General features: G+C 61.0%; 11 protein-coding genes. 4 read left to right on the top strand and 7 right to left on the bottom strand.

The window, feature by feature from the left end:
- Positions 1-49: 49 nt before the first annotated feature.
- Positions 50-391 (bottom strand): nuclear transport factor 2 family protein, encoded by a 342-nt coding sequence (locus BK667_RS00060; RefSeq protein WP_123509594.1) that lies wholly within the window; start codon positions 389-391, stop codon positions 50-52.
- A gap of 52 nt (positions 392-443) precedes the next feature.
- A complete protein-coding gene (locus tag BK667_RS00055) occupies positions 444-1160 on the bottom strand; it encodes a helix-turn-helix transcriptional regulator (RefSeq protein WP_123596447.1) in 717 nt (238 codons plus the stop codon).
- 189 nt (positions 1161-1349) lie between these two features.
- Between BK667_RS00055 and BK667_RS00050 the strand changes: the two genes are divergently transcribed.
- Positions 1350-2402 carry an aldo/keto reductase gene (locus BK667_RS00050; protein WP_123596446.1) on the top strand — a complete coding sequence of 351 codons (1053 nt, stop codon included), beginning with the start codon at positions 1350-1352 and terminating at the stop codon, positions 2400-2402.
- Between the two features lie 148 nt (positions 2403-2550).
- On the opposite strand, the gene speB is transcribed toward BK667_RS00050, so the two are convergent.
- A complete protein-coding gene (gene speB, locus BK667_RS00045; protein WP_123596445.1) occupies positions 2551-3510 on the bottom strand; it encodes an agmatinase in 960 nt (319 codons plus the stop codon).
- 13 nt (positions 3511-3523) lie between these two features.
- Positions 3524-4615, bottom strand: a complete 1092-nt coding sequence (locus tag BK667_RS00040) for a polyamine ABC transporter substrate-binding protein (RefSeq protein ID WP_123596444.1) — start codon at positions 4613-4615, stop codon at positions 3524-3526.
- Positions 4616-4714: 99 nt separating this feature from the next.
- Between BK667_RS00040 and BK667_RS00035 the strand changes: the two genes are divergently transcribed.
- From BK667_RS00035 to BK667_RS00025, 3 genes are all read left to right on the top strand, one after another.
- On the top strand, positions 4715-5608 hold the full coding sequence (locus BK667_RS00035; protein WP_123596443.1) for a LysR family transcriptional regulator: 894 nt from the start codon (positions 4715-4717) through the stop codon (positions 5606-5608).
- A 230-nt stretch (positions 5609-5838) separates the two neighbouring features.
- Positions 5839-7287 carry a nucleobase:cation symporter-2 family protein gene (locus BK667_RS00030; RefSeq protein WP_123509600.1) on the top strand — a complete coding sequence of 483 codons (1449 nt, stop codon included), beginning with the start codon at positions 5839-5841 and terminating at the stop codon, positions 7285-7287.
- A gap of 53 nt (positions 7288-7340) precedes the next feature.
- Entirely contained in the window at positions 7341-7997 is a 657-nt protein-coding gene (locus tag BK667_RS00025) for a TetR/AcrR family transcriptional regulator (RefSeq protein ID WP_123596442.1), read from the top strand.
- 48 nt (positions 7998-8045) lie between these two features.
- On the opposite strand, the gene BK667_RS00020 is transcribed toward BK667_RS00025, so the two are convergent.
- The 3 genes from BK667_RS00020 to BK667_RS00005 form a co-directional block, all read right to left on the bottom strand.
- A complete protein-coding gene (locus tag BK667_RS00020) occupies positions 8046-11612 on the bottom strand; it encodes a molybdopterin cofactor-binding domain-containing protein (RefSeq protein WP_375539161.1) in 3567 nt (1188 codons plus the stop codon).
- 10 nt (positions 11613-11622) lie between these two features.
- The gene (locus BK667_RS00015) at positions 11623-12099 is read right to left on the bottom strand and encodes a (2Fe-2S)-binding protein (RefSeq protein WP_123509602.1); all 477 of its coding nucleotides are present in this window, start codon (positions 12097-12099) and stop codon (positions 11623-11625) included.
- A gap of 344 nt (positions 12100-12443) precedes the next feature.
- Positions 12444-12926 (bottom strand): MarR family winged helix-turn-helix transcriptional regulator, encoded by a 483-nt coding sequence (locus tag BK667_RS00005; RefSeq protein WP_123410416.1) that lies wholly within the window; start codon positions 12924-12926, stop codon positions 12444-12446.
- Positions 12927-13040 lie beyond the last annotated feature (114 nt).

Raw genomic sequence — 13040 nt, 5'->3', positions numbered from 1 at the left:
ACAGAACGCCTTCGCGAGCAGGCTCGCTCCCACAGGGGAGATTGTGGTGTTAGAGGGAGATGTCGAGCCGGGCAATCTTGCCCTGTTCATTCAGGCGAAAGGTGTAGCGCAGTTCCAGTGGGCTACCGGGAAAGGTCCCGGAGATCAGATTGTGGACCAGCACCTTGCCGGTACGCAGCTGCACGTCAAGCACTTCGACCCGAGGCTGGTAGCGTTGCGCGGTGTCTTGCATCCATTGGGCGATGGCCTGGGTGCCGATCTGATGTTCGCCTTCATCGAAGACGTTGGCATCTTCAGCAAAAAAACTGGCGACCCGCGAGGTGTCACGGGCATTGGCGGCGGCGATGTAATCGGCGATGGCTGGTGCCAGTGAAGAGGCTGGGTTAGACATGGTGAAGGCTCCTTGTTGTTTGATTCTGGAGCCATGCTAAAGCACTGCTGTGTCAGTTCTTGTCAGGAGTGAATCGCCCGGCCTCGTCCAGTTGCATCTGCTTGCGCCAGGTGCGCAGCAAGTCACTGCGACGACCCGGATAACGTTCGCCCTGCTCGCTCGCGGCGGATATCCGGTCGGTGCGAAAGGTCCGGTAGGCGCTGCGCAATTCGCACCAGGCGACGATGATCCGCACCTCGTTGAGAAACCCCAGGGCCAACGGCCAGATCAGGCGTTGAGTCGGCACTTGATTGGCATCGGCGTAATCGATGTGCAACTTAGCCTGATCGCGAATCGCCTGGCGAAATACATTCAAGGGCACGGCGTTTTGCGCAAAGCCGAAACCGGGCGGGCCGGGCAAGACGGTGGGGTTGTGCAACGCGTCCAGTGCCTCGGGCGCCAACACCGCAGCAATCTTGGCCAGCGCATCCGCCGCCGCTTTGCTCAACACCTCGTCTCCGCGCTGATCGACATAACGCAAACCCAGCACGATGGCTTCGGTTTCGTCGGCGTTGAGCATCAATGGCGGCAGGAACAGGCCGCTACGCAACACGTAGCCGATCCCGGCCTCGCCGTAGATCGGCGCGCCAAGGGCCGTGAGTTCGGCGATGTCGCGATAGAGCGTGCGTTCGGAAATCTCCAGTTCGCTGGCCAGGGTCGCGGCGGTCGCCGGACGGCTCTTACCCCGCAGCACTTGCAGCAAGGTCAGTAAACGAGTGGTTCGCGACACGATCGGCACCCAGTGCGGAAAAGTTGTCGCAGCTTAGCAAAGGCTGGTGTCAGAAACTGGCAGGAGTGAAACGCCCAATGGTCGCCCCTTGGAAAAGCATATTGACGTTGGATATTACTCGCATCATATTAAATACATGTTGCTGAACATTTAAACCCAACCCTCACGTCTTTCTTCAGGAGTCATCCCATGCATTACAAAGTCTTCGGCCGCAAAACCGGCCTGCGGGTTTCGGAACTGGCGTTAGGCGGTGGCAACTTCGGCACCGGTTGGGGCCACGGCGCGGAGCGCGATGAAGCCAAGCGGATTTTCGACGGTTACCTGGAAGCCGGCGGCAATTTCATCGACACCGCCAACGGTTATCAGAATGGCCAGTCCGAGGTCATGCTCAGCGAGTTCATCGCCGCAGAACGGGATCGCCTGGTCATCGCCACCAAATTCACGATGGGGACTGATCGAGTTGCCAATATTTCCTTCACCGGCAACAACCGCAAGAACATGGTCCGCTCCGTGGAAGAGAGCCTGAAACGGCTTAAAACCGATCACATCGATCTGTTCTGGGCGCACATCACCGATGGCGTCACGCCGATGGAAGAAATCCTGCGTGGCTTCGATGATCTGGTGCGCGCCGGCAAGATTCACTACGCCGGGCTGTCGAACTTCCCGGCCTGGCGCATCGCTCGCGCTGACGTATTGGCCGAAGTGCGCGGATTCTCCCCGATTGCCGCGATCCAGACCGAATACAGCCTGGCCGAGCGCACCGCTGAACGTGAATTGCTGCCGATGGCCGAAGCCCTTGGCCTGGCCGCAACCTTATGGTCACCGCTGGGCGGTGGCTTTCTGACCGGCAAATACCGCACCGGTGACGATAACAACCGCGCGGCCAAACTCGGCATGTTGATCCACGCCGAGAAAAGCGCCCGGGAAACCGCCCTGCTCGACACCTTGCTGGCGGTGGCGGCGGAACTGGAATCGACCCCGACTCACGTGGCGATTGCCTGGTTGCGTGAGAAAGCCAAGCGTTCGACCACGGCACTGATTCCGATTCTGGGATCACGGACCCGTGAGCAACTGGACGCAACGCTGGGCGCGCTGAATGTGCATTTGAGTGATGAGCAATTGGCGCGGCTGGATGGCTCCAGCGCTGTGGAACCGGGCGTGCCACACGCGATGATCGCCGGGTCGGCGGCGCGGTATACCGGGGTTGAGACGCTGGATTTGCCGAAGATTCCGGTGGCCTGAAAAAGCTTCGCGGGCAAGCCTCGCTCCTACAGGATTTCCACAATCCCTGTGGGAGCGAGCCTGCTCGCGAATGCGGTTTTACATTCAACAGGGATGTTGGCTGATTCACCGCTTTCGCGAGCAGGCTCGCTCCCACATTGGTTTTTTGTTACTTGTCGACTTTGTGTCTGGCCGCATACAGGCACAGCATTTCCATCGCCAACGTCGCCGCCGCCAGTGAGGTGATGTCCGCACTGTCATAGGCCGGCGCCACTTCCACCACATCCATCCCCACCAGATTGATCCCGCGCAAGCCGCCAAGAATCTCCAGCGCCTGCACCGTGCTCAAACCGCCGCACACCGGGGTCCCGGTGCCGGGGGCGAACGCCGGGTCCAGGCAATCAATATCAAACGTCAGGTACACCGGGTTATCGCCGACCCGCGCCCGAATGGCCTCGACAATCGCCTCGCAACCCTGGCGATGCACCTGCCGTGCGTCCAATACTTGAAAACCCATGTGATCGTCGTTGGTGGTGCGCAAACCGATCTGCACCGAACGCGACGGATCCACCAGCCCTTCCCTGGCCGCGTGCCAGAACATCGTGCCGTGATCGACGCGCTTGCCCTCCTCGTCCGGCCAGGTGTCGCTGTGGGCGTCGAAGTGGATCAGCGACAACGTTCCATGTTTGCGGGCATGGGCCTTGAGCAGCGGATAGGTAATGAAGTGATCGCCACCCAACGTGAGCATCGCGCTGCCGGCGTTCAGGATGTGCTCGGCGTGGGCTTCGATGCTTTCCGGGATCGAGTGCGGCGAGCCGTAATCAAAGTCGCAATCGCCGTAATCAATCACCGCCAAGTGATCAAACGGGTCGAAAGTCCACGGCCAGTGGCGTTCCCAGGCGATCCCGGTGGACGCGGCACGAATACCCCGCGGCCCAAAACGCGCACCCGGACGGTTGCTGGTGGCGGTGTCGAACGGTACACCGCTGACCGCCACATCGACCCCGCGCAAATCGCGGCTGTAGCGCCGGCGCATGAAACTGGTGATACCGGCGTAGGTGCTTTCGGCGGCAGTCCCGTAGAGGCTGTCGCGGGTCATGGCCTGGTCGTTTTGCACAGGGACATCCATGGTGAGTTCCTTATTATTGGCGGCTACGGAAAGTGGTCCACAGGCGGGTGCGCTGGCGCATGTCCTTTAGGCTCATGCTGCGGTCGGCGTACAACCGATCGCGAACGTCGGCCAGTGGGTAGATATCCGGATCGGTGCGCACCGCTTCATCCACCAGCGGAGTGGCAGCGGAGTTGGCGGTGGCGAAAAACAGGGTGTTGGTCAGCGCGGCGACGGATTCAGGGCGCAGCATGAATTCGATGAAGGCACGAGCGGCTTCGGGGTGTGGCGCGTCCTTGGGGATGGCGAGGTTGTCCTGCCACACCAGCGTGCCTTCCTTGGGAATCCGGTACGCCACTTCATACGGCTTGTTGGCCTTGCGCGCCTGATCGGCGGCCATGCTCGCGTCACCGTTGTAGGTCAGGGCCAGGCACACGCTGCCGTTGGCCAGGTCGCTGATCTGCCGGCCGGTGGCGACGTACAACACATTCGGCTGTAGCTGATGCAACAGCGCTTCGGCGGCTGACAGATCTTTCTGATCGGTGCTGTAGGGATCTTTACCGAGGTAATGCAGCGCCAGACCGATCACCTCTTGCGGCGAATCGAGAATGGCGATGCCGCAGTCTTTCAGTTTGCTGGCGTACTCAGGCTTGAACAGCAAATCCAGGCTGTTGAGCGGCACGTCCGGCAAACGCTGTTTCACCGCTTCGACATTCATCCCCAGGCCCAGCGTGCCCCAGGTATAGGGCACGCCGTAGCGGTTGCCGGGATCCACCGCCGCGAGTTTTTCCAGCAAGTCCGGGTCAAGGTTGGCGTAGCCCTTGAGGCCCTCATGGGGAATGGCCTTCAATGCGCCGGCCGCCAGGCCACGGGCCAACACGCTGGAGGACGGCACCACCACGTCATAGCCACTGCCGCCGGTGAGCAATTTGGTTTCCAGCACTTCCGACGAATCAAACGTGTCGTAACGCACGTGAATGCCGGTTTCCTTTTCGAAGCGCTGCAAGGTTTCAGGGGCCACGTAATCGGCCCAACTGTAGAGGTTGACGACTTTTTCCTCAGCCTGGGCGGACACGGCCATGGCGAGTAACAGTGCGGGAAAACACAGCTTGAAGAGAGGAGCCATGACAAACACCTGACCAGTTGGAGTGGTTGCAGCGTGCGCCCTCGGATACATTGGAAAAATATCAAGTTTGTTAACCTGACTTTATCCAGGAGTAATGTGATGCTCGGTCAACTCCACGATCTGGACCTGCAACTGCTGCGCCTGTTTGTCAGCGTGGTCGAGTGCGGCGGTTTCAGTGCGGCCCAAGGCGAATTGGGTTTGAGCCAGTCGAGCATCAGCCAGCAAATGGCCAAGCTGGAAACCCGCCTCGGTTATCGGCTATGCAGTCGCGGCAAGGGTGGTTTCCGGGTCACGCCCAAGGGTGAGCAACTGCTGATCGCCATTCGCGGACTGTTCGAGTCCATCGAAGCCTTCCGACATCAATCCAACGGCGTGGCCGGGCGTTTGATTGGCGAAGTGCGCCTGGGGTTGTCTGAAGCACTCGATCAATCGGTGCTGCAACGGGTGGCGGACGCGATCCGGCGTTTTCGCGAGCGGGATGAGTCGGTGCGCATCGAACTGATCAGCGCCATGCCCGGGGAAATGGAGCGGCTGATGCTGCAACAACGGCTGGACCTGGCGATCGGCTATTTCTCACAAGTGCAAAGTGCGTTTGATTACCGCGAGCTGTTCAGTGAGACGCAGCATTTGTATTGCGCGCAGGGGCATCCGTTGTTCGCCAACGACGCACCGGATGATCAAGCGCTTCAGGCCTGTGACCGGGTGGATCATCCTTATCGGTTTCTGCGCAGTGACGAGCCGTTTCAGGGGAATCTGTGTTCGGCGCGTTCGGAACAGGTTGAAGGCACCCTCGCCTTTATTCTGTCTGGCAAACATGTCGGGTATTTGCCGAATCACTTTGCCCGGAGCTGGGAGGACAAGGGGTTGCTACGGGCAGTTCGTGTAGGGGAAATGAGTTTTGATGTGGGATTTCACCTTGCGCGGCATCGGGCGCAAGTGCCGGGGGATGCGCAGAAGGCGTTTGAAGAGGATTTGCTGGCGGCGTTTGCCTAACCTGATCGTTCCCACGCTCCGCGTGGGAATGCCGCCCGGGACGCTCCGCGTCCCATTGGAACGCAGAGCGTCCCTTGAGGCATTCCCACGCAGAGCGTGGGAACGATCGGTAGGGTGACTGACACGACGCCTTCGCGAGCAGGCTCGCTCCCACAGGGTTTTGTGTAAGTCGACAGGTTTTCTGGCATCCTGCGCCTCCTTTTTCTGACCTGGCCCCTGGCGCTTTCCTCGTGACCCCATCCGAACACGCAAAACCCCAGCCCCGCTCCGACCTGATCTACGGCCTCAACGACCGCCCGCACCTGACCGCCACGGTCTTCGCCGCCCTGCAACATGTGCTGGCCAGTTTCGTCGGCATCATCACCCCGACCCTGATCATGGGCGGCGCGCTGGGTCTGCAAAGCGAAATCCCCTACCTAATCAGCATGGCGCTGTTCGTTTCCGGCCTGGGCACGTTTGTTCAGGCGCGGCGGTTCGGGCCGGTGGGTTCCGGGTTGTTGTGCCTGCAAGGCACCAGTTTTTCCTTTATCAGCGTGATCCTCAGCGCCGGGTTCATGGTCAAGGCCCGGGGCGGCGGCACCGATGAGATTCTGTCGACAATCTTCGGCGTGTGTTTTTTCGCCGCGTTTATCGAAGTGGTCCTGAGCCAGTTCATCGGCAAGCTGCGGATGCTGATTACTCCGGTGGTCACCGGGACCATCATCACGTTGATGGGCCTGTCGCTGATCAAAGTCGCGATGACCGACATTGCCGGCGGCTTCGGCGTGGCCGATCTCGGCGCCAGTCATCATCTGGCGTTGGCGGCGCTGGTACTGGGGACCATCGTGGTGCTGAACCGGGTCGATGTGCCGTTCCTGCGCCTCGGCGCGATTGTGATTGGCCTGACCCTCGGCTACGTCGTTGCGTGGCTGATGGGCGATGTGAATTTTGCCAGCCTGCCTGCCGTGCCGTTGGTGAGCGTGCCGGTGCCGTTCAAGTACGGTTTCAATTTCGATTGGGTCGCGTTTGTGCCAGTGGCGGTGATTTTCCTGGTGTCACCGCTGGAAGCCGCCGGCGACCTGACGGCCAACTCGATGATTTCCAAACAACCGGTCAAAGGCCCGATCTACATTCGGCGGATCAAGTCCGGCCTGCTCGCCGACGGCCTCAACTCGGCCATGGCCGCCGTGTTCAACAGCATGCCAATGGTGACCTTCGCCCAGAACAACGGCGTGATCCAACTCACCGGCGTGGCCAGCCGCTACGTGGCGTTCTTCATTGCCGGTTTGTTGGTACTGCTGGGGTTGTTCCCGATGATCGGCGCGGTGCTGCAACTGATGCCTAAACCGGTGCTCGGCGGCGCGGAGCTGGTGATGTTCGGCACCGTCGCGGTGGCCGGAATCAAGATCCTCGCCGAAGCCGGCCTGCATCGACGCAACATGTTGATCGTGTCGATTTCCCTGGGGATGGGCCTCGGGATCGCGGCCGTGCCGCAAGTGTTGCGCGAGTTGCCGCTGGCCCTGCACAACATCTTCGAATCGCCGATTACCGTGGGTGCGTTGTGCGCGATCATCCTCAACATGTTCCTGCCCGAGGAATTCATGGAGCTGGAAGAGGATGATTTCGACCCGGAAGCGTCGATCCTGCAGGTCATGGAAAACCCGCCGGCCAGCGAATCGGCCCCAAGCCTGAACCGCTGAAAGGACCGTGCTACATTCGATGCGACTCTGTCTGGCACAAGGTTGACCGCACGTTGAACAAGAAAACCGGTATCCGGGCCGCCCAGGCCCAGCAGACCCGCACACGGATCCTCGAAGCGGCGGTGAAAGTGTTCACCCGCGACGGCTATTCCGGGGGGCGGGTCGAGAGTATCTCCCGGGAAGCCGAGTCCAACGACCGCATGCTTTATTACTACTTCGGCAGTAAGGAGCAGCTGTTTATCTGCGTGCTGGAACACACCTACGAGCAGTTCAACAAGGCCGAAAGCCGATTAAAGCTCGACCTGAGCCAGCCGCTGGTGGCGTTGCAGGATCTGGTGGCGTTCGTCTGGCATTACTACGTCAAGCACCCGGAATTCGTGGCGATCCTGAGCAATGAAAACCTCCACGGCGGCAAGCATGCGCAGCAGTCCAGCGAGTTGCGGCGGTTGTCGGGGGAAGCGGTTGGGGTGTTGAAGCCGATTATTGAGGCCGGCCAGGAACAAGGGTTGTTTCGTGAGGTGCTGGACATCAAGCATGTGTATTTGATGATTGCCTCGCTGTGTTATTTCTATAACTCCAACCGGCATACCTTGAGTTCGTTTTTGGGGGAGGATTTGGCGGACAAGGGGCAGCAGCAGGATTGGTTGGGGTTTATTCAGGATTTGGTGGTGCGGGGGGTGATGAGATTGCCCCCGCAGGATCTCGGTTGATAGGGCCGGCCCCTTCGCGGGCAAGCCTCGCTCCTACACGCGATGCTTTTAATGGCTGCCGGGATTCGCCCGCAGGTACGCCACCTTCGATTCCAACCCTTCCCACCCCGGCGCATTCCCCGCAAACCGGTTGCGCAAATACGCCGCCAATTCCGCCACCTGCGTATTCGACAAACTGTCCTTGAATGCCGGCATGTACCCCAGATCCTTGGTCGCTGGCGTGTCGATGCCTTGCAGAATGACTTTGATCAGATTGTCCGGCAGATCGCTGTGCACATTGGTATTGGTGGCCAGCGACGGACTCACGCCAAACAGCTTCGGCCCCAGGCCATCGGCATGACAGGCCTTGCACGAACCTTCAAATACGCGCTGGCCGTTACTCAGCGACAAACTAGGCGCTGGACGCGTGACCTTCTCCACCACTTGCGCCTCAGCCTGCGCGCCATTGAGTGACGCCAGATACACCGCCATCGCCCGGATATCATCCTTGGGCAGCTTCGCCAGTTCCGTGACCACCGGCCCCATCGGCCCGGTCGCCACCCCGTGTTCGGCGGAATAACCGCTGCTCAGGTACCCGAACAGTTGATCCTCAGTCCACGTCGTCGGCGACTTGGACAAACCGTTCAGCGCCGGCGCCTCCCAGCCATCGACCATCCCGCCCGCGAGGAACGACGCACCGCCCTTTTCCGCCCCCATCAAATTGCGCGGCGAATGGCACGCCGCGCAGTGGCCCAAACCGTTGACCAGGTACGCGCCGCGATTCCACTGCTCACTGCGTTCAGGTTTGACACTGATTTCGCCCTTGCGCAGAAACAACGCATTCCACCCCGCCATCAATGGCCGCAGGTTGAACGGGAAACGCATGTCGTTGGCCTGCGCCGCTTGGCTGACCGGGGTTTGCGACATCAGGTACGCGTACAACGCCTGCATGTCCGCGTCGTTGATATTGCGAAACGCCGTATAGGGAAACGCCGGATACAGATTGCGCCCATCGCGGCCAATGCCGTCGCGCATCGCCCGTTCGAACGCCGGATAGGACCAACTGCCAATCCCGGTTTTCACGTCGGGCGTGATGTTGCTGCTGTACAGCGTGCCGAACGGTGTCTGCATCGCCAAACCACCGGCATTGGTCGCGCCGCCGGGCGCGGTGTGACACACCGCGCAATCGCCGACCGCCGCCAGCAATCGCCCACGTTCCAGGGTGGCGGTGGACCAAGTGCCGGCGCTCGGCGGTGCAATCGGCGCGATTTCGCCGTGAAATGGCCACGCGGTCGCCGCCATGCCGAGCACCGCGCCGAATGCGGCAAACAGCGAACCGAACAGCCACTTGGAACGCTTGGCCGGGGACTTCGGCGGTTCATCACAAGTGCCGGCATTCAGCGCGGCCAAGACCCGCTCGGGAGTGATCGGCAATTCGCGAAAACGAATCCCGGTGGCGTCATAAATCGCATTGGCAATTGCCGCCGCGCTCGGCACCGAAGCCGATTCACCAGCGCCCATCGGTGGCTGGTCCTGACGCGGCATCATCAGCACGTCGATCTGCGGCACTTCCGGGAAAGTCAGGATCGGATAACCGCCCCACTCCTTGCTCGCCACCGTCGATTCTTCGAAGGTCACCCGTTCCTTGAGCACGCGGCTGGTGGACTGGATGACATTGCCGTGAATCTGATGCTGTACGCCGGCCGGGTTAATCATCATCCCCGAGTCATGGCCGATCACCACCCGCGTGACCGAGACATCGCCGGTCTGGCGGTCAATCGCCACGTCCGCGACCCACGCCGCCCACGCCGCGCCGAAACCGGGAAACTTGCTGTGGATGTAGCGCGCATAGGCGAAGCCGCGACCGCGCAGCAGTTGATCGTCGTTCGGGGTTTGCATCGGCGCGGTGCGCGGGGTCCAGGCGGCGCGTTCGGCGGTGGATTTCACCAGCTCGATGGCGCGTTCGTCGTTTAGATAACGAAGCCGGTATTCCACCGGATCGACGCCGGCCGCGAAGGCCAGTTCATCGATGTACGACTCGTGGGCGAAGGTGTTGGGCAGCGCTGAAACCCCACGCATCCACGACGCGCGGACAATTGGCGCCATGTCGTTGATGGTCACGCGCATGTTTTCAAAGTCATACGGTGGGATCGACGTGCGGTCGCCCATTTCGAACATCGCCGCCACCGGCTCGACCCGGCCGGTCAACAGCAAGGCCAACGTTGGCGCGCCGTTGGACGGGTAGCTTGTCTGAAAGTCATAGGCGGCGACGCTGCCATCGGCGTTCAAACCGCCGTCGACGTCCATCAGTTGCGCGGTGCCTTTGGGTTCCCACAAATGCTCTTGCTCGCGGGTCAATTGCACCCGCACCGGTTTGCCCACGGCGCGGGACAACAGCAAGGCATCGGCGCACACATCGTCCGCGCAATTGCGCCCGTAACAGCCGGAGGCTTCCATGCGAATGATCTCGATGGATTCTTCCGCGCACTCCAGCAGCCAGGCCAGATCGGCCCGCAGCAAGTGCGGATTCTGGCTGCCGGACCACACGCGACTGCCGGACGCCTGATAGTCCGCCACCCCACAGGACGGGCCGATGGAACCGTGCATCTGATACGGCCACAGGTAAGTGCGCGGCATGCGCTGACTGGCGTTGGCCAGGGCTTCGTCGACGTTGCCTTGATCGAGAACGACCCGTTGCACCCGAGGGTTGTCGCGGATCGCCTGCTCGACATCAGTCAAATCCGGCAACCCCTGATTCCAGGTTTTCCAGGTGATTTTCAACGCCTGGGCCGCCTTGATCGCTTGCTCTTCGCGCAGCGCCACCACGCCGACGAAATCGCGGATCACCACCACAGCAACGATCCCGGCGATATGCGCGATGGACGATTCATCGACTTCCAGCAGGCTGTTGCCGACAAAGTCGCCGCAATCGAGCCCGGCATAGGGCGGGCGAATCACCCGGCCGTGGAGCATGTCCGGCACGCGCATGTCGTGGACGTAGGTCAATTCGCCAGTGGCTTTGGCCGGAATATCCACCCGGGCGGCGCCCTTGCCCACCAGTCGGTAATCTTCGGCAGGTTTGAGCGGTGCGGTGCCGGAGATGCGCAGTTCGACGTGTTCGCCGCTGATCAGTTCGGCGTAGGTTGCGCTGCGGCCATCTTCGGTGCGAATGACCCCGGCTTCGATTTTCAGGCCACCGACGTCGAGCGACCAACGCTGCGCCGCCGTTTCCAGCAGATAACGCCGGGCTTCAGCGGCAGCATTGCGCAGCGGAATCGCAGAAATCTGCAACGTCGCACTGGCAATCGTCGCGCCCTGATTCGGCGCACGCTCGGTGTCGCCGAGCACCATGCACACCTGATCCAGGTTCAGGTCGAGTTCTTCGGCGACGATTTGCGCCAGCGAGGTGCGAATGCCGGTGCCGAGATCGACGTGCCCGTTGAACCCATACACGCGCCCGTCATCGCTGATGGCAATGAACAGCCCCAGCTCCTTGGGTTTGATCAGCGGGGTACCGCCCTTCGCCACCGGGCCGGAGGGCGGCAGGATGTCGTCGACGATCAGCAGCACGCCAGTCTTGGCCAGCAGTTGGTCGCGGGTCGGGATGGAAAGCGGGATGGAGTCAGTCATGGTCATTGATCCACCTTCAAGGCATTTGACGGGCGGCACGCAGCACCGCGCGGAGGATTTCGATATGGGTGCCGCAACGGCAGAGGTTGGCCGAGAGTTCGTTGCGGATCTGGGTTTCGCTGGGGTGCGGGATGCGGTCGAGCAAGGCCTTGGTGGTCATGATCATGCCGTTGAGGCAATAGCCGCACTGCGCCGCTTGCTCGTCGATAAAGGCTTGCTGCACCAGGTGCGGCTCGGCGCGGGTGCCGAGGCCTTCGAGGGTGACGATCTGCCGATCCACGGCGCCGGCCAGGGGAAACACGCAGGAGCGCGCCGCCACGCCGTCGATGATCACCGTGCACGCCCCGCACTCGCCCAGGCCGCAGCCGTATTTGGGGCCGTTGAGTTGCAGGTCATTGCGCAAAATCAGCAATAACGGCGTGTCCGCCATGGCTGTGACGGTGGTGACGAGGCCGTTGACCTCAAGCGCTACGGTGATTTCCTGGCTGCTCATTCGCTTCGCCTGCTTCGTTTGATGAAGTGGCTACTACACCAAAAGGTCGAAAAAAACGTCGCGGGCCATGTTGGATTGTGGCGACGCGACACACTCGACTGGTGAAGTGGCTACTACATGAAACAGGAGCAAAAACGATGCCAGACGCAAAAAACTGTAGAAGCAAAAAACCTGTGGGAGCGGGCTTGCTCGCGAAGGCGTCGTGCCAGTCAGCATTTTTATTGACTGACTCACCGCATTCGCGAGCAAGCTCGCTCCCACAGGGTTTGGGGTGGGTCAGTCGGATTGATTTGACTGAACCACCGCCTTCGCGAGCAGGCTCGCTCCCACAGGTTCTGTGCTAATCAGTCCTGCGGGTCGTCGATCATTTTGCGCAGCAGGAACAGCACGGCGACCCGTTCTGCCGGGTTGAGGTTGCTCAGGGTCAGTTCGGTGATTTTCCCCGCGCAGGGCACGGTTTGCTGCACCAGGCGATCGCCCGCTTCGGACAAACCGACGATGACTTTGCGCCGGTCTTGCGGATCGGGTTCGAGGGTAATCAGTTCCCGGGCCTTGAGCCGCTCGACGATGCCACGAATGGTCGCCTGGTCCACGGCGGTGGCCTTGACCAGTTCGGTCAGGGAACTGGGACCGTGATCGCGCACGGCGCACAGGGTCACGAACTGCACGGCGGTGAGTTGGGAATCACCGACGTTCTGCTGAAAAATCGCCATGTGCCGCTGATAGGCCTTGCGCAGCAAATGCCCGACTTGTTCGGAAAAAACGTAGGAAGCATCAGGAGTTTCAGGCACGGCAGACTCGAAAGGCGATGAGTGGTGGGGAGGCATGATGGACAGGTTGGGTGGCGGACTCAAGAGCGGTTTTGGGGCAAACACCGGAACCGCTTTTCGTAGGAGCAAGGCTTGCCCGCGATGGCGCCCGTGAGATTGCCATCGCGGGCA

The sequence above is a fragment of the Pseudomonas frederiksbergensis genome (assembly GCF_003732705.1).
GTDB classification, from domain to species: domain Bacteria; phylum Pseudomonadota; class Gammaproteobacteria; order Pseudomonadales; family Pseudomonadaceae; genus Aquipseudomonas; species Aquipseudomonas frederiksbergensis_F.
The sequence above is the reverse complement of the archived record's forward strand: the minus strand, read 5'-3'. Positions and strand labels throughout refer to the sequence as shown.